Below are 22,306 nucleotides of genomic sequence, written 5' to 3'. Positions count from 1 at the left end.
GAAACACGGAGAATTTGTTCATCATAAAGCTCAGTGAGATGAAGATTATATTAGAAATCAAACGAGCACAATTCATGGATAAGGTTAGAAAAACTTTTGATAGATGGGCTCAAAACGGAAGAGCCGAATTAATGGAAATAGAACACGGAACAAATGTTTTAAAATTTTTAAAATATACATCATTTGATAAACCATTCACATTCTTAGATGTAGGATGTGGAAATGGATGGGTAGTAAGGAAAATAGCAAAAGAAAAAAATTGTAAAAAATCCATAGGGATCGATAAAAGTAAAAAAATGATCATTCAGTCGATAAAAAAGAAAGAGAATAATAAAGAAGGATATTTTCACACAGATATTGAAACAATGGATTACAAAGGGAAATTTGATTTTATTTTTTCTATGGAATCGCTATACTATGCAGATTCCATAGAAATAGCATTAAAAAAAATATACAAATTATTAAAGCCAGGAGGCCAATTTTTCTGCGGCACTGATTTCTACGCAGATAACAAAGCAACCGCCAGATGGGCAGGAATCATGAAAATTCAAATGCACTTACATTCAAAAAAAGAATGGAGAGAATTATTCAAAAAAGCAAAATTTGAAGTAAAAACAAAACACATCAAAGATTTGAAAAATAGGAAAAAATGGAAAAGGGAATACGGGACATTATTCATCATAGGCACAAAGCCGGAAAAGTAATACTCAAATTCAATAGATACCCACAGACATCATGTGAGCTGGAGCACGACACGCTGCTACGGCAGAGGAAACTCCTCCCTCCAAACAGGAAATGTGATCTGGAGATAGATAATCAGAGATGGTTGGCAACGGAGCAGAAAACAATCCAATATGGCGCACAGTGATGGTGAAAACCTGAGGTTTCCATAAAAGGAATGAAAAAGACGACCCACATGGAGCAAAGCCAAACAGAACTCATAGTTCCTGTACTAAGTTCAGGTAGGCTGCAAAGCGAAATATCGTGAAAACAGAAGGAGGGTTACTCCCAGCACACATATTTTTTAAATTGGACAATATTTAAAATATGAAATTCATAAAAAACATGAATATGAGAAATAATGAAGAGATTCAGCATCACACAGTAAAGAACATTTTACATGAATAGCCATGCAAATAGAAACATCAGAATGATTCACATTACAAAGTCAAGAAAAAAGTAGAGATGTTATTTTAGTCCTTTTTCTAAAATTTCATTTACAATTCTAGAAAAACTAACAGTTGATGAAGATTCTTTGATTTTCTTTGCTTGTAAAGATCTAAGTTTTTTTGCAATATCGCTATTGAGCATAATCGTAAGCCTCTCAGACATAGTAAATTAATGAGTAGACCACTATTTTCAACACGTAAAAATTATTTATTCACTAAAACATCAAACATAATAGAATATTTCCATTTGTGGAAATATAGAATATTAGAATTATGATTAACTCATAGAGTTAACTTGTTCTTTACAAATTTCAGCACTACATCTGCATGTTCCATCACAAAGACATGCACCTTGCATTGCGCAATCACATTCGGAGCCCATTTCAGCAGACGATGCACATCCACATGCTGCCTCATCTTGAGAAGGAGTTGTTTGTGGCGGAGGGCTCTTCTGTGAAGTCTCTTCATAAACAGACCGGGTTTGTTGATAACTAGTATCATCTTTTAAGTGAGCCTCACCCCTATTGGTTTGATAGCCACCAGAAGATGCACTAGTTTGATAGCCTATCAATCTATTTGGATCAATTCCTTGTTGACCTTGCTTTTCATTTTTGAGTGATCTGCTACTTACAAAGAAAAATGCAATCCCTGCAACAGCTGCCAATCCAGCCATACCATAAACTATCATTACCGGGAAATCGCCAGTAGAGGTAGTCATATAATCAGTAGGAGGAGTAGGAGTGACACCTGCAATTTCAACTCCGTCTAAAATATCTAAAGCACCAAAACCAATTGTTGACAAGTTTCCTTGATCAGCTGATTGAACACTTCTAACAGTATATGTCTCATCAGCTACAATTTGAGCTTCAAAAACCCTTTCAACTTGCCTTCCTTCCCTAATACTACTTTCGCCCATTGTCCATGAAGATACAACAAAACCGGAAATTTCTTCATCCAATCCAAATGTCCCAGCATCTACATTGATTCCAGTTGGATCAAACAAAAAGTGCCAATTAGTTAATGGTTGTTCTAAAATAAAGTCGGCATTAATGAGATGTCTACCTAAAACTTCTTCTGCCTCAGTTCCAGCAAAGTATGTGTATACTTCAGGTTCATGATCTCTTAAAATGTTAATCGGAATATTAATTTCAACGCCATCAATGTTAATTTCTTTATCAGTGCTTATTCCCCTCCATCCCAAATCTACCAATGTTCTTTGGCCATCATCTGTGATCACATAATCACTCAGAGTACCTTCTAAAATCACACGGTAATCAATTGAAGTATTGATGTTTCTAGCTTTAAGATGAAAATCATATGTAACATTCAAGTCACTAATTTGTGCTTGACTGCCATCATTAGCAATGCCTCGATTTAATTCATGCATAAGGTCTTGAACTCCAGAATTTGAAGAATCTGCAGTTCCAGATACGGTCCATTCTTTTCCTTGTAATTCATCAAAAAGATTTCCGCCATTTGGATATTCTATAAAGACTGTTTTTAGATAAGTCATCTTAAATGGAGATAGTTCAGTGTTAGGATTAATTCTAGCATCCAATTGGGCTGCCCAAACAGGAGTACTACTGCCAACAACAATAAGAGTTGCTAGCAAAACAGACAAAATTACAGCCCGAGACACGTGTAAAATCGGTAAAATTATGGTAATAAACTTATCCAAATTACCTAGATCGGCAAATTTTGAAAAAGTAATATTGAGTAACAAACAAGGAAAATACAGTTTTAGAGGATATGATATGATTACAGTTTTAGCAGGAGGAACCGGTTCGGTGAAATTAGTTCGAGGACTAGTTGCCCAAGAATCCAAAGTTAATGTAATTAGTAATGTTGGAGACAATTATTGGCTATACGGACTTTATGTATGCCCAGATATTGATACCATCATATACGGATTGGCAGATTTGCTCGATCAAGAAAGAGGATGGGGGATAAAAAAAGATACTTTCAACTTTTTACGTCAAATGGAAGTATTTGGAGAAGAGACCTGGTTCAGAGTAGGTGACAGAGATGCAGCCACTCACTTGATCAGAACTAACATGTTAAAAAATGGAAGAAACCTAAGCGACATTACAAAATGGATGTGTGAGAAATTTGCAGTAAGTGCAAACATCATACCAGTTACAGATAACAGTATTGAAACAAGAATTACCACAGACAAGGGAGAATTACATTTACAAGAATATCACGTCAAACATAGAGGAAAAGATCCAATTGAGGGAATTCAATATATCGGAGCAGATAAAGCTCGTCCAAATCCAGAGGCAATAAATGCAATTCATGATGCAGACATGGTAATTTTAGCTCCTGGAAATCCATTAACATCAATCGGTCCAATGTTACAGATTAAAGGAATTAGAAAAGAATTATCAAAAATAAAGAAAAAAGTCGTAGCAGTCAGTCCATTGATTGGAGATGATGCAATTAGTGGACCAGCAGCAAAATACATGCAGGCTGCAGGAATTGAATCAAATGCCTATGGATTAGCAAAAATGTATTCAGATGTATGTGCAAACATCATCGTAGATCCAAAGGATAGAATGCTGGTCAAGAAAATTCAAAGTTTAGATATGAAAGTTTTTGAAACAAAAATCACTATGAAAAATAAAATTGCTGAAGACGCATTGGCAAATTTCATTTTAAAACAAGTACACGTGTAATTTGAAAATAGCTGCAATTATTCCCGTAAAGACTTTCTCAAAAGCTAAAACTCGTTTAGATTTATCCCCACAACAAGTTGAAAAATTATGTAAAATAATGCTAGAAGAAATTTTACATACTTTATCAATTTCACCTCAAATTGAAAAAACAATAATGATAACTAAAGAAGAAAAAGCAATTGAGATTGGGAAAAAATTTAACACAGTAACAATTATTGATGAAAAAGAAGAAAGTGTTAACAGCGCAGTTGCATTGGCAGACAAATATCTCTTAGAAAATAATTTTGATGCATCAATTGTATTTCCTCAAGACATCCCATTTATCAAAACTCAAGATATTGATTTTATGCTAAACTACAAAATGCATCCAAATTTTGCAATTATTGTACCTTCCAGAAGATTTGATGGCACTAATGCTTTGGCAAGAATGCCAGTGGATTTAATGAAAACCCATTATGATGAAGACAGTTACAAAATCCACATGAATACTGCAAAAGAGTGCACACTCAATGTTGCAATGGTATTTGTAAAAAGAATAATGTGGGATGTAGACAATAATGAAGATATCAAATTTTTGTTAGAACAAAATGAAAAACCAGAGATATCGGAAAAAATCAGGGCAGTGTTAGAATTAAAATAAAATATTTATCATTAACCATAAAAAATTATCAATTTTGTGCGTAATCATCAGTATACTTATAAGTAATGAATTAGAAAGTTTAAATATCATCATAAAAAGTTTTGAGAAAAATGGTTAAAACTACAAATCCAAAAGACAGATGCCCCAGATGCGGAAAGGGAACTCTAGTTACTGATGCCAATACAGGAGAGAATTTTTGTAGTAAATGTGGTTTTGTAATCACAGACAAAGTAGAAGAATCAGGACCAGAATGGAGATCATTTTCAAATGAAGGAGAGAACAAAAGTAGAGCAGGAGTTCCGACATCACTGGCTATGCATGATATGGGATTGGCCACAGTAATCAATCCACAAAACAGAGACGCAACAGGTAAACCATTAACTGCAGCAATGAAAAGCACCATTGAAAGACTGAGGACTTGGGATAGTAGAAGTCAAGTTCATGAACCAGTAGATAGAAACTTTAGACAAGCATTTAGTGAATTAGACAGATTAAAAGATAAACTTGCAATAGGGGATCCAGTAGTAGAGAAAGCAGCTTACATCTACAGAAAAGCATTAGAGAAAGGATTAGTTAGAGGTCGCTCCATTTCAGCATTAATTGCATCTGCACTTTATGCAGCATGTAGAGATACCGAAACACCAAGAACATTAAAAGACATTGGTCAAGCAAGCAACATTAAACGTAAAGATATTGCAAGATGTTATAGATTATTGCTTAGAGAACTAAATTTGAAGATGCCAGTAGTTGATCCAGTAAAATGTATTTCAAGAATTGCAAGCAAAGCAGGATTATCTGAAAAAACAAAAAGAAAAGCAACAAAAATTCTACAAACTGCAGAAGAACAAAAAATATCTGCAGGCAAAGACCCAATGGGATTAGCAGCCGCTGCACTTTATGTAGCATGTGTAACAAACGGCGAAAATAAAACTCAAAGGGACGTTGCAGAAGCCGCAGGAGTTACAGAAGTTACAATTAGAAATAGATACAAAGGGTTGAAGGTAGCTCTAAACCTCTAGTGTTGATTCTTTTTTAGTATAAAATTTATTTACAAATAAAATGCCAACTGAAAAAAGACCCGCAACTAGTAATAAAATTTCTAATGTAGACATTAAAGAATGTGAAAATGCATCCTCAATAGAAATGACATTTATCTGAGAAATGAAATTCGCATATGAAAAAACAAAATAATTTGCAGCCCAATGAATCAAAAGAGAAGCAACAAAACCATATCTTAGATACACCCAACCTAAGATTATCCCACTTGCTCCAGCTTGAGCAAATTTTCCAGTACTCCAAGAATCACCTAATGCAATATGTGCAAATCCAAAGAGAACCCCAACAAAGATTATCAAGATAAATGCTTTTTTAGCATCATAAAGATCCATGGTAGCAGGCCTCCATAAACATTTAACAAAATATTTCAAAGAGGGTTTTGTAGAATATAGAGCAAACAACGGGATTCCAACCAAAACTAGACGAAATCCAAACTCCTCAATAATAGGCGCTAAAGTAATATAGAAAAATTGAATTAAATTGTTTTCAGCTAAAGGAGGAATAATTTCAAGACCAATCCCTTCTTGAATAAAATTTATCAGGGTTGAAATCAAAATTAAAATTGAAAACCATTTTGTAATTCCAATCATATAGTTTACTCGTGTATCATATTTGCCAAAAGAGATGATAGGGGAAAGAGTTTTGAGAAAATCATGTCGAGGTCCAAGAATGGCAATTACAAAAATAATCAGATACAGAGTCCACAGTACAACAAATGCATCCCCTAGACTAACATCAAAGGGTGCACGGTATAATTCAGTATTCTCAAAAAGTTCCAAATGAGTTAAAGGGTATTCAAAATTAATATCTCCACCAATATCAGTTTCAAAAACTACATAGATTCCAATTGGAAATGAAACCAAAAGCAAACCAAAAATTACTGAAAGTAATGCAGTGAATGGAATTCCAAGGAATTGGAGAATTTTATTTGAATTTTGCAATGTACTCTAATGTAATTCAATAGTATCTTCTGCAAATCCCAAGTGAATCAAAGTCTCTTTGATTGTATCTCTGTGATCACCTTGCAAGAAGATATAACCTTCTTTTGCAGTTCCCCCACAGGCATATTTATTTTTCAGGTCTTTTGCAACAGTTTCTAGATTGTTTATCTTAGGATCCAATCCTTCAATCATGGTACCCTTTTTCTTAAAACGTCTAGTTTCTAATCGAATAATAATTTTGGTACTATCTTTGGCAAGTTCACCACAAGCACACAAATCTTCTGGAAGACCACAAGTATTACAAATTACCGCCATTCGTTCGAAATAAATTCAATTATCCGCACTATTAAGCCTTGTTTGATTACCAAGAAAAAATGGAAAACGAACGAATTTTTAAATAGAAAATTAAAGAGAAAATGTGACAGAAGAACTCACAAAAAAAGCTGCAGAAATGCTCCTTCAGGGAGCCACATTACTTAGTGAGCCCTGTCCATATTGTACAGGGGTCAGAGTAATGAAAGCAGGACATGCATTATGCATTAGTTGTGGCAGACAACCAGAAAAAAAAGAAATCCCCACGGAAAATACATCAATGGAAAAAACATCAATGGAAAAAACATCAATGGAAAAAACATCAATGGAAAAAACATCAATGGAAAAAATATTTGAGAAAAAATTAGAGATATTATCAAAAGAATTAGAGCAAGAAAAAGATCATGAAAGGCAACAAAACATCCTAAAAACGATCAACTCATTATTGGAAACAATAGGAAAATTGAAAAACAAATAATAAATTCAATCAAAACAAACATCTCGAAAAATATGCAATCATTTTGTAAAAATCATCAATACGCTTAAGTTCATAATCATTGAAGAAAATTAATGAGCATTGCAAGGAATGATAGAAATACAATGATTGCAAGTATTGGTTTGTTAATTATCATTGGGGCTTATATTACAATTAAGTTTTTTCAAGGAGATTTTCCATAGGCCTGTAATCATCATGAGACATGGATGAAGGTCAAATCACAATTCCAATATTGATAACTATTGCAGTAGGAGTTTTTGTCGGGTCTAGACTTTGGATACTATTTAGAAAATAGTTTTTCTAAAACGTTTAAGTTGGCAACATATTCTGAACCGTATTGAGACTACCACGAAATGACAAAAAGGCAATAATTGTAAGTGTAGTGATGTTAATCACCGTTGGAATATACACATATTCCAGTATTTGAAGAACATAACTTGATTCAAAACTTCAATACGCTCGTTCTTATAACAAAGAAGTTCATGTAAACCATGTCACAAGACAGAAAAATGTACAAATGCACATGTGCTGACTGCGGAAAAGATTCTGAAGTTCCTTTTGAACCAAAAGAAGGCAGACCAGTATATTGTAAAGAATGTTTACCAAAACACCAAAAGTAGAAGAGTTAGATTAGTTTCGTTTGATTAATTTTAAACTAGATTATTTTCAATTATTCTCATTTTTTTTTCTAAACTCCAATACGCTTAAGTTCAAAATGAATGTAAACAATTTGTAAATGGTAAAACGTGTAATGAATACATGTAAAAATTGTCAAGAAGTGTTTGAATTAGAAGTACCATATAATGGCAAATATAGTATAGGCTGTAGAATTTATCAATGTCCAAAATGCGGCTTCATAAAAATAAAAGAATCAATAGGCAGTAATAGAAAATTAAAAAAAACAGACTTTGAAAAAGCACCAAACAAAGCATTGGCAATTTTACAAGAAAAGTATGCCAAAGGTGAAATTGCAAAAAAAGAATTTTACAGAATAAAAGACACATTAAAGTAGATTCAAACCTGGATCGAGAAAGATATCTATAATTTTTTGATCTAGTTTTATAGATATCTTCTCCATATTAGTAGACTCGATGGTATTTTCTAGAAGGAAGGAAGGGTAAAATCTTACAGATAACAATAAAGTTTTTATGTTAAAATCCGCGAGGACGAATTGTAATGGCAGATAAAAAATCAGCACCACTTCCAGCATCAAGTGGAGGTCTCATGAGATTCTTTGAAGATGAAACAAAGGGATTCAAAATAGATCCAAAAATTGTAGTATCAATTCCAATTAGCTTAATTGTTGTTTCATGGGTAATTGATTTATTTCTAGCTCCGTGAAGAGACAATGGAAAAAGAACCAGACGATGTTTCAAATATACACAATAGATTTTCCCTTACACTAGTCAATCCAGGATCAAAATATTTTTCACTTGTTGTTTCAATGATAGTGGCATCGGTAACAGTTCTTGCAATATATTTTGGATATTTGAGTAATTTAGGTTTTGAAGAAAATTGGTATAGATTACCAATAGTTTTGGGAGTATTAGCTGTAACACAATTACTAGACATTAAATTTGCCAAGAAAAAAGAATACTCAAAATCCCTACATTCATCTCTTTTTGGAAACATGTTGTGGACAGTTACCCTGTTAATGGGAATCCTGTCAAGTGTAGTTTTGTCAAAAAACATAGAACCTTTTTTCATCACCTTTGGATTGTTACTTTTTGCTAGTTTTAGAATAGGAATTTACACTACAACTTTAGGAGCAAGTCTCAAAAAAGCTTGGGCAATCGCTTTGATTCAACCCATGGCAATATTTCTCGTGTTAATTCCACAATATTTGTGGATTTCAATTCTCAGCGAACCAATAGGATTAGCATATGGAATATCATTTATGGTAATTGCAAGTGTATGGTCAATTGTCACAGATAGAGCAGGAAGACCTGCAATGGAAAGTACACATAAAACAATTCAAGCATATCTCGCATCCCAAGGAAATGATTTTGCAGACGCTGAAGAATTGATGGAACAGCGTTCAAATGAAACCAAAGTATCTACATCACAAATTAAATTTTCAACACAAGATGGAGATAAAGAGTTCAGAATGGTATTGCCAGAGATACACCCAGGACCATATCATCCCGTAGGAGGAAGCAATATCCCTTATCAAATTTACAAGAGTTTGTCATCATCAGCCATGGTCATGCATAGCATATCAAACCATGCATTAAATCTCCCATCAAGAAATGAAGTTGAAAAGTATTTACAAAATTTAGCAAACAATAAAGTCAAAGATCAAGGCATTAAATGTACAGAACCGGTAACTGTCCAAATTAACAAATCCAGAGTTACAGGTTTACTTTTTGGCAATAATCCATTATTGTTTTTATCATTATCCCCACACGGAATGGAAGACATTCCAACTTATATGAAAACAGAAATTGAACAGTATGCAAACAATCGAAATTATACACGAACAATGATTGTGGATTGTCATAATGCAATGGGTGAAGAAATTTCAAATGAAGATGGAGAGGACATGTTAAAAGCTGCAAAATCTTGTTTAGATGCATTGATTTCAAAAGATAGTTTCCCAATTCAATTAGGATATGCAAATACAGATGAAATGGATGTGTGGACAGAAGATTTAGGGATGGGAGGATTGGGAATAATTTGTCTCAAGATTAATGATAAAAAATATTTTCTGGGATGGGCCGATGCAAATAACATGGAAAATGGGGTAAGGGAGAAAATTATAGATATTTTTGCAAAAAGAGGTTATCAATTATTAGAAATTTGTACATCCGACACACATTATGCACCAGTCAAAGCCAGAAATAGAAACGGATACTATCAATTAGGATTAATTACAAGTGCAGAAAAACTTGCAAAATGGCTACTTACAATTGCAAAAAGTGCAGAGAGCAATACAACTACAGTGAAATTTGAAATTTTAGAAAATGAGACAAACGTAAAAGTAATGGGTCAAGGCATCTACAAAGATTATTCCAAAGCATTAGACAACTCGTTGAAAATTACCAAGGGATTTGTGATAGGCTGTTTAGTATTTTTCATAACTAGTCTGTTCCTATAGCATTCATTTTATCAAGATTACCATAAAATTCGTCAATAAATGAAGCAAATTGGAAAATAGGAACAATTGGAACATTGTCAATAAAATCAATTTTATCTTGATATAATGTGACAATTACAGGCACAGCTATTGCCCCGGGAGTTTTTGCAACATATTGTTTTGTCCGCTCTATTTGTTTTTTAACTGCAGTTGATAATGCAGATGAGTTATATCGTTTCCAATGTTTACAGTCAATTAAAATTGCAATGCCAAGTCTGATGCCAACAACATCAATCTCCATTCTTGGCTTTGTCAACATCATATTTTTGATCACTGCAAAATGTTTTTCAGATAAAATCTCGGCAGTTAGACCTTCAAAATCCCTCCACTCCAAGACAATTGCGATTTCATCTACAGGATAACCTTTTTCAAGTAAGGATATTGCAATTTTTAATTTATCACCGTCTTCAAAAAAATACGAATTTTCTTGCTTTAATCCAATATCATTTTTGATAAACTCATCTAAAATTATTTGGGAGTCAGCATCATTCATTTTTGTAACAGCAGAAAAATCTTGAACAGAAACACCACCTGGAATTATTCCTTTCAATCCAATTAACATTTTAGGATGAATTTTCAATTGTTGTTTTTGATTCATAATAGAAATATAGGTTTTAGGAGCTATTAACATCAGGGTATTATAATATAGGTTTTAGTACATGGTTTTAAAAGAATGAATATGAAAAAAATGCTAGTTATCATACTAGCTGTTTCTGTAACAACAATATGGTGTGGGGAATCATTTGCAGAAAAAAATACATTTTTTGATTCAGTGAAATTTATTCAATATTTAGATGAAAATACAGCATTAGAAGAAGTAAGAAATGGGAATCTAGACATATATTATTACACAATATCTCCAGACAGGTTAGAAAACAATCAAGAGAAAAATGGATTGCAGGTGTTTGATTCCTCAGGAGGATCATACAGTATTCTGATAAATCCTGCTGAATCAGAGAAATTCAATCCTTTTTCAAGTAAAGATGTCAGATTTGCTTTGAATTATTTAGTAGATAGAAAATTAATCGTAAATGAGTTGATGGGAGGCTATGGCTCACCAATCATTTCATACTATAGCCCATCAGATCCGGAATACCTTACAGTTATTGAACAGTTAGAGAAGTATAATTTCAGATACAATCCAACTCTTGCAAATGAAATTATCTCAAAAGCACTAGATGAAGAAGGAGCAATCAAAATCAACGGAAAATGGCAAATGAATAAAAATCCAATTGAAATTACAATGTTCATCAGAAGTGACGATCCAGTAAGAAAATCAATCGGGGAAATATTATCAGTAGAATTAGAAAAAAGTGGATTTACAGTTAAGAAAGAATTTGGAGATTTGAATAAAGCATTTGTGGTTGTGTATGGTTCAAATCCTTCAGATGTAAAATGGAACTTATACACAGAAGGATGGGGACGTTCAGCCTTTGTAAGATATGATTCCGTAGGAATAGGACAAATGTATTCTCCTTGGTTTTCAAACATGCCAGGATTTAATGATCCTTCATATTGGAATTATGAAAATGAACAATTAGATTCATTAACTCAAAAAATCTATACAGGTGATTTTGAGACATCGCAGCAAAGGACTGAATTGATCCAAGATGCAATAGTAGAAGGAATTAATGAATCAGTTCGAATTTTTTTAGCAAGTAAAATAGACCAGTATGTTGTAAATGAAAAAACCAGCGGGGTTGTAAATGATTTTGGAGCAGGTGTTCCAAGTAGATTTACACCAATCAATGCAAAAAATAACAACAAAGAATTAGCAATTGGTGTAAAACAAATCTATCAGGGAGCGTGGAATCCAATAATGGGATTAACAGATAGTTATAGTAGACATATTTGGGGGATCATATCAGATCCTGCAACATTCAAACATCCATTCACAGGAGAAACATTTCCAGTAAGAGCAACATGGAAAGTTGAAAATGAAGGACCAAATAACAAAATAAACATACCTCAAGAATCAAAGAGGTGGAATCCAACGTTACAAAAATGGGAAAATGTTGAAGCAAATTCACAGTCAACAAGCAAGGTAACATTTGATTTTAAATTTAGCAATTGGCACAATGGTGAAAAAATGGACATAAACGATATTCTTCATTCATTGTATTTCACAGTAGAATGGGGAACTCAAACAGATGAAAATGATAAGACATTTGACACTGAATTTACTCCAAGAGCTGCACAAAGTATCCAAACAATCAAAGGAATAAAGCAGATCGATGAGGATACAATTGAAGTTTATGTTGACTATTGGCATTTTGATGAAGGAGAAATTGCAGAATGGGCATCATTGTGGAGCACCGTTCCATGGGAAATTACAGCAGCAATGGAGAAGGCAGTAACGGATGGAAAAGCATCATTTTCAAGATCAGGTGCAACAAGCAAAAATGTAAACTGGTTATCATTAATTATTCCAAATGATGCAAATACCATCAAAGAATATTTAAAAAAATTCAAAGAGACAAATTACATTCCCCAATCATTGATGGAAAATGATAAGAGTTCAGAATATTATCAATCTAGATATGATTCTTCTATAAACTGGATTCAAAATAAACAACATGCTGTAATAAGTAATGGGCCATTTTATTTAGAATCATATTCACCGGAATCAAGGACCATCAAAGTAACTGCATTTGGTGATGATTCATATCCATTTAAAAAAGGAGAGTGGTCTAAATTTGAAAAAGCAAAAATTCCATCAATTGAAAAAATAGAAATTAAAAAAAAGATACAGAAAGGAGCCGGGATGGAGGTAATCATTGAAACTAGAAATTCAGATTCAATATTATATTTTTTGACAAATAGTAACGGTGAAAATATCAGTTCAGAAACAGTATCAATTAAAAACAATAGCACCACAATCCAGATATCCGTAGAAGATTCAAATAATTTTGATATAGGCGCAAACAATATCAAAATATTTGCAATATCAAATTCAGTTTTAAAGCCAGATTTTTATGAATCAAGTTTCATTGTAACTGATAGTAAAACAAGTTTACCATTACCAACCAATAAAGGAATAGAATTTTCTAAAAGCGAATCAGAATACGGGTACTGGGCAATACCAATTATAGCAATTCTCGTTATTATATTATATCTAAAAAAAAGAAATTAGATCAAGCCATAATCTTTTAAAATTAATTCTATTTGAGATTCATCTTCAAGTTTAGAATATTCTTCCAGGAGATTTTGATTAAGGTCATAGAAAGTGTGTCCCCATTTGAATTTGTCAAGTAATTCTAAAGCCTGCTCTTTTGAACCCAAAATAAACAGAGATGCAGATAATGCTTCAACAGTAGTTAATTTATTTAATTTTGAATAATTGACAGGATTGCCAGCAAGTAATGGAGGTAATTTTCTTTTAATACCTGTAAATTTTTTTGAAAATGCTTGATCAGCAAGATTCCAAGAGCAATCAATTCCAACAATAGAATGAATTTTAGATTTATCTTTAGGAAGTAATGTTTTTTCAGAAAAAGGATCCAACACCAGTCCTTTAGAACCTATTTTTTTAATACTTTGAGCAAGACCAAATTTTACCATTTTGGCAGCAGTGCATTTTTTGGGATCATCCTGATAAAACATTAAAACTTGTAATTTCACTTTAATCAACAATTAGATACAAGAGTATTTTGAATTTACTCTAAAGTTTTGTACGTTATTTTATAATAAAATCTAGATACTTGATCGTCTTTGAGTATCTCAATATTCCAATTTTCATCAGGTAAGAATACATCAGAAGATTCTGGCAAAATGCTAAATTTTTCAAGACGTACGTCTGGACCACTATATCTAACATTCAGAGTAATTCCGTTAACTTCAACAACATCATAGATTTGTCCCGGAGTTCTAGTAGACTCATGTACTAAACAATCCACATCAGGTCCGATAATGCAAATTCCTGTAGAAGTAGAAACTCTAAGATTTACAAGTGATTCATCACCACGTATTGGAGTAATCAGAGAACCAGAAAGTACTCTGGGGGCAATAGAGATATCGTCAGTAATTATCTCCCGAGTCAAAATAGGGATTGATGTTTCGGATATTCTATTTTCTTTCTCAATCACAGTGCCAGATTTTATAATTTGTGGTTTTTCTACAACATCAAATAAGATGGATTTAGTTTCAAAATCAGCATCCACTGTAATTTCATAAGAACCAATTGCAGAGGAGGCGTTAGGAATTATAAATTCGTGGGAAAATGATCCTGAAGGACTTGGTCGAATAGATGTTACAGGTCCAGAGTTCTTGCCACAATAAAATGAACCACAGGTAATTTGAGAATCAGATTTTTGAATGACGCTGACATCAAACTTTTCAATATAGATTAGTTTGTTTGGTTTTCCTGTAATTTCAACTACATCTCCAGGATAGTATTGAGATTTATCTGTAGATAGTAAAAGCGTCACAGGTTCGTCAATGCCAAAGGCATAATCATTTGCAACGCTAAAGACAGTTTCACTACGCGTACCCCCATAAATCGCTTTAACGGTATAGGTTCCTTCTGGGAATACGGGTATTGGTAATTCAAATAGACTGATAAATTCCCCACCCTGATTAGGATAGACAGCAGATTCGTAGATTTGTTTGAATGGGAAAGTGCCATCCAACACTTGGATTGTTACTCTCTGAGGAATTACAAGTCCTTCATCGCCTTGAACACGCTTTAGAACATCGCCTATAACTTTGAGTTTTTCCCCAGCTTGGTACAGAGATTTTTCAGTAGTTACAAAGATAGGAATTGTAGACAAGGAATCATTTGCAGGATCTGCTGAAACTTTGAAAAAAAGAGATTTGCTCTCACTGTTTGTCGCCACTTTAATTTTGTAAACCCCAAAATTAGATTTGACTACATCTTTGCCTGTATTGACTTTGATATTTTGTACTTTTTCTGCAACAGGAGCAGTCCATGACCATGAGAAACGTTGTTTATCAATAGTTGCACCAGAAAGAACTTTGGTTCCATCGGGTTTTGTTAATGTGATAGTTACTGAGGTGTCGCCGGTCGGAGGAAAAACTCCTGTCAGATGCACAGTTTCGCCTAAACCATAAACATCTTTATCAATTGAAACAATTGCACCGTCTTTCAAATCAAGATGATTGATTATAGAAAATGTTTTTGTCGCAATATGATTTGAATATTCAGATTTTATGATATAATTTCCTGCAGTGAAAACACTTTGAGTTACATCTAGATTAAGTAAATAATTTCCAGAGGTTTCAGGAATTGCTGTAAAAACATATGCAATAGCCACATCATCACTGTATTTTGTTTGAGCACCAGATAAAGCAGTGATTTTCAAGGGAGTACCATCCTCATGAGAAATTGAAATTTTAACAGGTATTCCAGTTTTATAACTTGAGGTGCTTGAAGGATCTTTGATAAATCCACTAATGATCATTTTATCTCCAGGTTCATAGATTTCTTTATCAGAATTAACTGTCAATGCAGAATTAGAAGCGACGAAACTTTCAGGATTTGAAACCACATGTGCAATGACGGTTGCAGAGCCAATACTTTTTGAGACATTTATTTTGTAATCACCCAAACGTAGTTTGTTGTCTGGAATTGTAAAACTGTAAGTAAATGAACCATCACCCATGATTCGCACCCCATCAGAAATTTTGAATCCAGAATCACTACCAGTTGATGAACTACCTAGAGACGATTGCTTTGTTTGTAAAATCTCTAAATCCAGAGTACTAATCCATTGTTGGTTTAATCTACCACTGATTTTAACTTCATCACCAAGACCGTAAGCAACTTTGTCAATCCAAATTGAAATTGGCACATCTTCTTTGATATCCTCGACAACATCAAAAGAAACAGATGCAGATTTGTCAGAATACTCAACATAGATTTCATAAGTTCCATAAACAGGATTCACGGTAGAGACGTAGAAAGTAGTTTTGAATTCACCGTTAGTCGGATACAGATTTCCAGTAGAGACAACTTTACCTAGAGGGTTTTTTATAATTAATTTCATCCCCTCGTAAGGAATTATTTTGGAAGCATGCCCAGTTATCGAAGCTGATTGACCTGGAATGTATTGGAGATTGTCAGTAATTATACTAAGAGAACTATCAGTCTTGGCAACCTGAGCAATGGACTCATAGCCCACAGAAAAACTAGTGTTAGTAGATGCACCAGCATATGAAACAGATACATCATACACGCCCTCATTAATTCCTAAAACCTGGTGTAGACTAAGTGTTGTTTTATAATTTAGATTTAGATCAGGATACATAGTTATTATTTTGTTAAAGTTAGGACCAGAAACAGCAATTACAATTTGTTGAGGTTGGAAAAAGGGTTTTACAATAAAAACTTCTTTAGAGACACTGCCACCAATTATGGCAGTTTCACCAAATAAGTAAGAATCTTTATCAGATGAAACTGTTACAGTGACTCCTTCAGATTCTTCATTAGTGATAAGTTTGCCATTTGACAATCCAGCTGTAGATTTTGCAAATTTCCAATCAGACAAAGTATTCAAGCCATAGCCGTCATAGATTCTTTGCCAAGATGTAAAGTCATTTTGAACATCTGCAAGTAATGGAGTTTTATCAATCACAATTCCATTGTTATCTCTAAGTTCAACAGATTCATTAGAATCAGTGAACCAAAGATTTTGATAGGAATAAGTTAGAAATTGTCCAGGTTTAATTATAGTTCCACTAGGAATCGTCATTGTTTTTTTGAGAACGGTTGTAGATGCAACTTTCCAACCACCTAGATCAATATCAGATGTAGTTGGATTGTAAAGTTCAACCCACTCAGATATAGATTTAGAATCATCTCCGGCGGGATTAATATCCACTTCATTAATTACAACATTATCCGATGTTTGAGCATATGCAGGAATCATTATTCCTACAAGTAGAAATAGAGAAAATAGGATAGTGAGATGATAATTCATGATTGCGTCCTAATTTCATTGTCAAGAGGCATCATTTTAGAATGGGATTGAGGAAAAGTTGAGCTAATTGTTAAAGTCAGACATCTTAAAACCATCAAAAATTAACTTGATTTTTAAGTATTAAGGCCTACGTAGGAATTATTCTTGAAGATAGTCACATTTTGGGCATTTTGTATGGACAATTTTAGAGCCACATTCCATACAGATTCCATCCCCAATACTATTTTCAATAGATTTTCGTCTCTTTTCTACATACATTTTAAATCCAAAATATAGTGCAATTCCAATCAAAGCAGAGTAATGAAATGGAACGTATTGTGTGATTCCAAGTACAATAAGAAAAAGCCCAACAATCAAAATAATATCACGTCGCTCAAATTTCATTAAAACAAAAAAACCCAAGAATTGATAAAAACGTGCCGGAGCTCAGACTCTATTAGTTTACTCCATTCAAAGTCAGTACTCTAACTCCTCCTCATTGCTCGGCAATTAGAGAAGATTGTGATTTGATAATAAGATGATGATATGGTGGGATTGGAGTGATTTGAACACTCGATCTCTGCGTCCCAAACGCAGAATCATACCAAGCTAGACCACAATCCCAGTATGCCATAAAAATTGCCCAATTTAAGCTTCACAGATAATCATTTTAAAGGCAAATTTAGGATCGAAATCGTGCAAACTGAGCAATACCTCAAAGCAGGTAAAATTGCAGCTGAAGTAAGAGAAATGGTACGAGTAAAAGACTGGATTGGTAAAACAGTATTTGAAATTTGTGAAGAAGTAGAAGGTGAAATTAAAAAAAGAGGGGCCAAATGTGCATTTCCTGTAAACGCAAGTATTAATGAAATCGCAGCTCATTATACTGCAGAACCAAATGATCCAATTACAATCAAAGATACAGATTTAGTAAAAATTGATCTAGGGGCACAAATTGACGGATATATTGCAGATACTGCCGTAACTGTTTGTTATGATGCTCAATTTGACGGACTAGTTCAAGCTGCAGAAGAAGCATTGGCAAATGCAATGTCAATGATAAAAACAGGCGTGAAAGCAAGCGACATTGGAAGAACAATTGAAACAACAATTAAGAAAATGGGCTTCAAACCAATTGCAAATCTTAGTGGACATTCATTAGATCAATATACAATACATGCTGGGAGATCAATTCCAAATATTTGGTCAATTGGGGGATTTTCACTTTCAGAAAATTCTGCTTATGCATGCGAGCCATTTGTAACAACAGAGCAAGGAGGAGGATTTGTCAGAAATGGAAATGTTAAAAATATTTTTGCATTAACTTCAAGAAAGAAAACAAAAAACGAAGAAGCAGACAAACTACTGGATTTCATTTGGGAGAATTGCAACATGCTGCCATTTGCGTTAAGATGGATTACAAAAGAATGGGAAGAAAAGAAAGCACGGGAATTATTAGATTTTTTGGTAAAGAAAAAAGCAGTTCAAGCATACCCAGTATTAATTGAAGTTAACGAGCAAAGAGTAGCACAGGCAGAGCATACATTCATTCCTAATGAAAATGGAGTAACAGTCACAACAAGAGCTGAATAGAACACACATGAAAATAAATGAGTGAAGAAGTCAGACCGTGCCCAAAATGTGGAGGATTCATGTTTAGCGAACAGGGAGAGTCAACAACATGGTTTTGTCCTTCGTGTAATGTGAAATACAAAACAGAATAATCTAAAAATTATTATTCAATTGTTTCACCAAAAATTTTTTCAATTCTCATAGTTCCATCACAAGAATTGCATTTTGATAGTTTTGCAAACAACATATCCCCATCTTTGAATTTTCTTTTGGTTAAAGTTCCACACCTTGTGCATTGTTCTACAGTATATTCAAGGGTGATTTTTTTCTTTGAGAAAATCATTGTGGAACTCCAGAAGTATTGCCAACACCGATTACCACTATAGATTGACCAGGTTTAGTATTTTCAATAATCATTTCATTTACTTGTAAGCGAACGTCTTCTGCAGTATCTGCAATATCTTTGGTCATCAAAGTTATAGCTTCTTTGACAGATTGTTTCACTACAATAGAAAAGACAGGAATATTGTTAGTTGTTGCAACTGCCTCAATTTGGAACCTTTCTGTTCCAACACCTCCAATAGCTGCACCAAAACCCTGAGCTACGGATGCAGAATCTTCACCCTCCATTTTCAATGCCGCATCAATCATAATTATTGCGTCAATTTTATTTTCAGAAATAATTTTCTCCAAACCATCAGCAGGTCGCCCAACAGTTGAGCCAGGACCTTCAGCTTTTAAAAGAAACAATTTTCTGTCTTCAAAATCAATTTTTGCAAAAGAAGTTTGAAAGGCAACTGTTTCTTTTTCAATATTTAGCATCATTTTTCCAACAACCATTGGACCAATTCCATCACCTACAGGCTGACCGATTTTAAATGTAGGAATCGCTTCCCTCATTGCTTCTGCCTGCTCCATTATGAAGGGAAGAATCATCTGCAAAGGTAAAATCAAAGGATAGTTGTTTTGTTTTTTAGCAGTCAAGAACATGTGGTTAATTATTTTGTAAATCAGTTGTAAGGAAGTTGCAATTTCAAGTAAAGTTTGAACTTTGCTTAATTCCACATCAGACATTTCAGGAGAAAGCAATTTTACATGTTCCCGAGTATAGTCATCCCTAGATCTTACCGTATGTCTGACTTTGTCAACAATCCCGCCGGGATCCATATCCACAGGCATTATCGTAAAATAATCCAAAAATTTATCAATTTTCTTTACAGGATCATCTTTCGCGTTTAAATTATTTTTTACGTAATTGATTAGTTCAGTTCTAGACTCTTCTCTAAAACTCTCTAATTTTTTAAGTCCTTTTTTAATTTCTCTTGCAGTAACAAATAGTTGGATATTTTGACCATAAAATACAAAAAGAATTATCGGAAGAATCCAAACTAACATCATCAGAGGGTTTGAATCATCACCCATTGAAAATAATTGATCAAAATCAATATTTGTAAAATTCACTAGATTCAAGATCTCTCAGAACCAAATTAAAGCATTCGTCTTAATCCCAAAGACCAAAATTCACATCAGAATGAAAAAAGATGTTTTTAAGAGAAAATAATGGCGAGTGCTTTTATTATAGTTAAATACAAAAAAAGCCGAATATGCCGCAAACAAAACCCATGGTAAGCGTAGAAAATGTTGTAGCCTCTGCAGACGTAATGCAGAAGATGGACTTGAATGATATCACCAGAAAATTTCCAGATGTAGAATACCATCCAGATCAATTTCCAGGACTAGTTTTCAGATTAAAGGTTCCAAAAACAGCAACATTGATTTTCACTTCAGGTAAAATGGTATGTACAGGTTCAAAATCTGAAGAATTAGCTAGAAAAGCAGTGAAAATAGTAGTGCAAAATCTTCGAAAGGGAGGAATCAAAGTTAAAAAAGATGCAGTTGTGACAATTCAAAATATTGTTGCATCCATCAATCTAGGTGGAAAAATCCACTTAGAGCAAGCCGCAAGAACATTACCACGAAGTATGTACGAGCCAGAACAATTTCCAGGACTCATTCATAGAATGGTTGATCCAAAAACAGTCATTTTGTTATTCTCATCTGGAAAACTTGTCTGCACAGGGGCCAAACATGAAGAAGACGTATATCGCTCTGTAAACAATTTGCACTCACTGTTAGAAGAAAAAAAATTAATGATTTATGATTAACTGCATAAATATCCACTAATTTTCAATTAGAAACAACAAAATAATTTTAAAATATTTAAAGAATGATATTATTTTATAGGACTTCCCAATGGAACGTCTTCTGCAACAGTTAACCAAAATGGTTTGTCATCCACATCAGCTGCCAACAACATTGCATTTGATTCAACACCTGCCATTTTTTTAGGTTCAAGGTTTGCAATTACAATAACAGTTTTCCCGACTATATCTTCAGGTTGATAGTATTGCGCACCTCCAATAATTACATCACGTTGATCATCATTTCCCAAATCTATTCGGCCTTTAATGATTCGGGATTTTCCCTCAATTGGTTCAGTTGCAATAATTTTGGCAACTCTAATGTCTAATTTTGCAAAATCATCATAAGTTATCGTAGACATGATTAAACCTTATTTCTCCCGTTAAAATCAATTACGAATTTCATTGTAAATCTTTTTTATTGATTCCACTAGTTTCAATTTCATATCGTAATGCTGCAGGAAGTTCCATATACTTTTTGTTAGCTAATTCAATAATCTGATCATCAGGAACATTAACTTTTTTCAGCAATTTCCCTCGTTGATGAGCATATGCATTTTTCCAAAAACCAGCACCATCTAAAGTTTCAATTTTTGGCATGTATTTTGTCAATCTCGTTTTCTTTTAAATTTTAAGGGACTGTGACCGAAGAATGGCAAACGCCATTGGAACTGGAGTTAATGTTCCGGATTTTAGGCATATTACCGATCACAGTCTATTTGAAACGTTGTAGGAATCTAATATATTTAATGCGGAAGAATTGATTTTATCACATGGCTACAATCCAAGTTGAAATTGAAATCAATGCATCAGTAGACAAAGTGTGGGAGGTTGTTTCAGACATAGATAATGAGCCAAAGTTTTGGAAGGGCACAAAAGAAGTAAAGAATATTTCAAAAGAAGGAAACATCGTCAATAGAGAAGTTACAATTGCTTTTAGAGATCAAAAATGCTTGCAACAAGTAAAAATTCAACCTAAAGAGAAAATTGAAGTGAAATTCACCAAAGGCATAATCGATGGTGAAAAAATAATAACACTAAAAGCTAAAGATGAAAAAACGATACTTTCAACATATTGGGACATCAAACTGACAGGTATGATGGGAATGTTTACAGGTATGATTAAAAAACACATCAAAAGCGGAACAGAGCAGGCCATGCAAGGCATCAAAAAAGAAATCGAGAGATAGA

Annotated in this window: 25 protein-coding genes, 1 tRNA gene and 1 other RNA gene; 14 read left to right on the top strand and 13 right to left on the bottom strand. The window is 33.6% G+C overall.

Translation table 11 applies throughout. The annotated features are described in order from the left end of the window. Window positions 1-74 precede the first annotated feature (74 nt). The gene (locus ACW9XH_RS05320) at window positions 75-704 is read left to right on the top strand and encodes a class I SAM-dependent methyltransferase (protein WP_457759603.1); all 630 of its coding nucleotides are present in this window, start codon (window positions 75-77) and stop codon (window positions 702-704) included. Between the two features lie 33 nt (window positions 705-737). Then, window positions 738-1,017: RNase P RNA component (rnpB, locus tag ACW9XH_RS05315), an RNA gene on the top strand. Between the two features lie 171 nt (window positions 1,018-1,188). Here the strand turns inward: rnpB and ACW9XH_RS05310 are convergent. Next, window positions 1,189-1,332: a hypothetical protein gene (locus tag ACW9XH_RS05310; RefSeq protein WP_457759602.1), complete on the bottom strand. Its 144-nt coding sequence runs from the start codon at window positions 1,330-1,332 to the stop codon at window positions 1,189-1,191. Between the two features lie 114 nt (window positions 1,333-1,446). Further along, complete coding sequence (locus ACW9XH_RS05305; RefSeq protein ID WP_457759601.1) at window positions 1,447-2,808, bottom strand: hypothetical protein; 1,362 nt, start codon at window positions 2,806-2,808, stop codon at window positions 1,447-1,449. Window positions 2,809-2,923: 115 nt separating this feature from the next. Here ACW9XH_RS05305 and cofD point away from each other — a divergent pair, with 115 nt between their 5' ends. The 3 genes from cofD to ACW9XH_RS05290 all read left to right on the top strand — a co-directional run bounded on the left by cofD (window position 2,924) and on the right by ACW9XH_RS05290 (window position 5,503). Then, window positions 2,924-3,844 (top strand): 2-phospho-L-lactate transferase, encoded by a 921-nt coding sequence (cofD, locus tag ACW9XH_RS05300; protein WP_457760018.1) that lies wholly within the window; start codon window positions 2,924-2,926, stop codon window positions 3,842-3,844. A 1-nt stretch (window position 3,845) separates the two neighbouring features. Then, on the top strand, window positions 3,846-4,484 hold the full coding sequence (cofC, locus tag ACW9XH_RS05295; RefSeq protein ID WP_457759600.1) for a 2-phospho-L-lactate guanylyltransferase: 639 nt from the start codon (window positions 3,846-3,848) through the stop codon (window positions 4,482-4,484). 110 nt (window positions 4,485-4,594) lie between these two features. Continuing rightward, on the top strand, window positions 4,595-5,503 hold the full coding sequence (locus ACW9XH_RS05290; protein ID WP_457759599.1) for a transcription initiation factor IIB: 909 nt from the start codon (window positions 4,595-4,597) through the stop codon (window positions 5,501-5,503). On the opposite strand, the gene ACW9XH_RS05285 is transcribed toward ACW9XH_RS05290, so the two are convergent. Beyond that, window positions 5,492-6,481 carry a CPBP family intramembrane glutamic endopeptidase gene (locus ACW9XH_RS05285; RefSeq protein ID WP_457759598.1) on the bottom strand — a complete coding sequence of 330 codons (990 nt, stop codon included), beginning with the start codon at window positions 6,479-6,481 and terminating at the stop codon, window positions 5,492-5,494. The two genes, ACW9XH_RS05290 and ACW9XH_RS05285, sit on opposite strands and share 12 nt — an antisense overlap. A 6-nt stretch (window positions 6,482-6,487) precedes the next feature. Next, window positions 6,488-6,796, bottom strand: coding sequence for a stress response translation initiation inhibitor YciH (gene yciH / locus ACW9XH_RS05280; RefSeq protein WP_457759597.1), 309 nt, complete (start codon window positions 6,794-6,796; stop codon window positions 6,488-6,490). Between the two features lie 103 nt (window positions 6,797-6,899). Between yciH and ACW9XH_RS05275 the strand changes: the two genes are divergently transcribed. The 5 genes from ACW9XH_RS05275 to ACW9XH_RS05255 all read left to right on the top strand — a co-directional run bounded on the left by ACW9XH_RS05275 (window position 6,900) and on the right by ACW9XH_RS05255 (window position 10,386). Beyond that, window positions 6,900-7,271, top strand: coding sequence for an Sjogren's syndrome/scleroderma autoantigen 1 family protein (locus ACW9XH_RS05275; RefSeq protein ID WP_457759596.1), 372 nt, complete (start codon window positions 6,900-6,902; stop codon window positions 7,269-7,271). 509 nt (window positions 7,272-7,780) lie between these two features. Then, entirely contained in the window at window positions 7,781-7,909 is a 129-nt protein-coding gene (locus ACW9XH_RS05270; RefSeq protein ID WP_457759595.1) for a CxxC-x17-CxxC domain-containing protein, read from the top strand. Window positions 7,910-8,025: 116 nt separating this feature from the next. Beyond that, window positions 8,026-8,301 (top strand): hypothetical protein, encoded by a 276-nt coding sequence (locus ACW9XH_RS05265; RefSeq protein WP_457759594.1) that lies wholly within the window; start codon window positions 8,026-8,028, stop codon window positions 8,299-8,301. Window positions 8,302-8,465: 164 nt separating this feature from the next. Continuing rightward, a complete protein-coding gene (locus ACW9XH_RS05260) occupies window positions 8,466-8,630 on the top strand; it encodes a preprotein translocase subunit Sec61beta (RefSeq protein ID WP_457759593.1) in 165 nt (54 codons plus the stop codon). 7 nt (window positions 8,631-8,637) lie between these two features. Then, a complete protein-coding gene (locus ACW9XH_RS05255; RefSeq protein WP_457759592.1) occupies window positions 8,638-10,386 on the top strand; it encodes a DUF2070 family protein in 1,749 nt (582 codons plus the stop codon). Here ACW9XH_RS05255 and ACW9XH_RS05250 read toward each other — a convergent pair. Further along, window positions 10,370-11,023 (bottom strand): hypothetical protein, encoded by a 654-nt coding sequence (locus ACW9XH_RS05250; RefSeq protein WP_457760017.1) that lies wholly within the window; start codon window positions 11,021-11,023, stop codon window positions 10,370-10,372. The genes ACW9XH_RS05255 and ACW9XH_RS05250 overlap by 17 nt on opposite strands. A gap of 81 nt (window positions 11,024-11,104) precedes the next feature. Between ACW9XH_RS05250 and ACW9XH_RS05245 the strand changes: the two genes are divergently transcribed. Beyond that, window positions 11,105-13,558 carry an ABC transporter substrate-binding protein gene (locus ACW9XH_RS05245; RefSeq protein WP_457759591.1) on the top strand — a complete coding sequence of 818 codons (2,454 nt, stop codon included), beginning with the start codon at window positions 11,105-11,107 and terminating at the stop codon, window positions 13,556-13,558. On the opposite strand, the gene ACW9XH_RS05240 is transcribed toward ACW9XH_RS05245, so the two are convergent. The 4 genes from ACW9XH_RS05240 to ACW9XH_RS05225 form a co-directional block, all read right to left on the bottom strand. Next, on the bottom strand, window positions 13,555-14,046 hold the full coding sequence (locus tag ACW9XH_RS05240) for a DUF367 family protein (RefSeq protein WP_457760016.1): 492 nt from the start codon (window positions 14,044-14,046) through the stop codon (window positions 13,555-13,557). The two genes, ACW9XH_RS05245 and ACW9XH_RS05240, sit on opposite strands and share 4 nt — an antisense overlap. A gap of 35 nt (window positions 14,047-14,081) precedes the next feature. After that, window positions 14,082-17,363, bottom strand: coding sequence for a lamin tail domain-containing protein (locus ACW9XH_RS05235; protein WP_457759590.1), 3,282 nt, complete (start codon window positions 17,361-17,363; stop codon window positions 14,082-14,084). A gap of 138 nt (window positions 17,364-17,501) precedes the next feature. After that, window positions 17,502-17,747, bottom strand: a complete 246-nt coding sequence (locus ACW9XH_RS05230) for a hypothetical protein (protein WP_457759589.1) — start codon at window positions 17,745-17,747, stop codon at window positions 17,502-17,504. Between the two features lie 142 nt (window positions 17,748-17,889). Beyond that, window positions 17,890-17,966, bottom strand: a tRNA-Pro gene (locus ACW9XH_RS05225). A gap of 72 nt (window positions 17,967-18,038) precedes the next feature. On the opposite strand from ACW9XH_RS05225, the gene map reads away from it, so the two are divergent. After that, window positions 18,039-18,935, top strand: a complete 897-nt coding sequence (gene map, locus ACW9XH_RS05220; RefSeq protein WP_457759588.1) for a type II methionyl aminopeptidase — start codon at window positions 18,039-18,041, stop codon at window positions 18,933-18,935. Between the two features lie 142 nt (window positions 18,936-19,077). On the opposite strand, the gene ACW9XH_RS05215 is transcribed toward map, so the two are convergent. Together ACW9XH_RS05215 and ACW9XH_RS05210 are read right to left on the bottom strand one after the other, a co-directional pair. After that, complete coding sequence (locus ACW9XH_RS05215) at window positions 19,078-19,257, bottom strand: hypothetical protein (RefSeq protein ID WP_457759587.1); 180 nt, start codon at window positions 19,255-19,257, stop codon at window positions 19,078-19,080. Then, on the bottom strand, window positions 19,254-20,375 hold the full coding sequence (locus tag ACW9XH_RS05210) for a DUF1512 domain-containing protein (protein WP_457760015.1): 1,122 nt from the start codon (window positions 20,373-20,375) through the stop codon (window positions 19,254-19,256). The genes ACW9XH_RS05215 and ACW9XH_RS05210 overlap by 4 nt, the downstream gene beginning before the upstream one ends. A 143-nt stretch (window positions 20,376-20,518) precedes the next feature. Between ACW9XH_RS05210 and ACW9XH_RS05205 the strand changes: the two genes are divergently transcribed. Continuing rightward, complete coding sequence (locus ACW9XH_RS05205) at window positions 20,519-21,079, top strand: TATA-box-binding protein (protein ID WP_457759586.1); 561 nt, start codon at window positions 20,519-20,521, stop codon at window positions 21,077-21,079. Window positions 21,080-21,147: 68 nt separating this feature from the next. Here ACW9XH_RS05205 and ACW9XH_RS05200 read toward each other — a convergent pair whose 3' ends face one another. Both ACW9XH_RS05200 and ACW9XH_RS05195 read right to left on the bottom strand, forming a co-directional pair. Next, complete coding sequence (locus ACW9XH_RS05200) at window positions 21,148-21,477, bottom strand: tRNA-binding protein (RefSeq protein WP_457759585.1); 330 nt, start codon at window positions 21,475-21,477, stop codon at window positions 21,148-21,150. A gap of 40 nt (window positions 21,478-21,517) precedes the next feature. Beyond that, window positions 21,518-21,715: a hypothetical protein gene (locus ACW9XH_RS05195; protein ID WP_457759584.1), complete on the bottom strand. Its 198-nt coding sequence runs from the start codon at window positions 21,713-21,715 to the stop codon at window positions 21,518-21,520. A 173-nt stretch (window positions 21,716-21,888) separates the two neighbouring features. Between ACW9XH_RS05195 and ACW9XH_RS05190 the strand changes: the two genes are divergently transcribed. After that, window positions 21,889-22,305, top strand: a complete 417-nt coding sequence (locus ACW9XH_RS05190) for a type II toxin-antitoxin system RatA family toxin (protein WP_457759583.1) — start codon at window positions 21,889-21,891, stop codon at window positions 22,303-22,305. Window position 22,306 lies beyond the last annotated feature (1 nt).

Source organism: Candidatus Nitrosopumilus sp. bin_32a (assembly GCF_054095935.1).
This window is presented reverse-complemented; position numbering and strand designations above follow the sequence as displayed.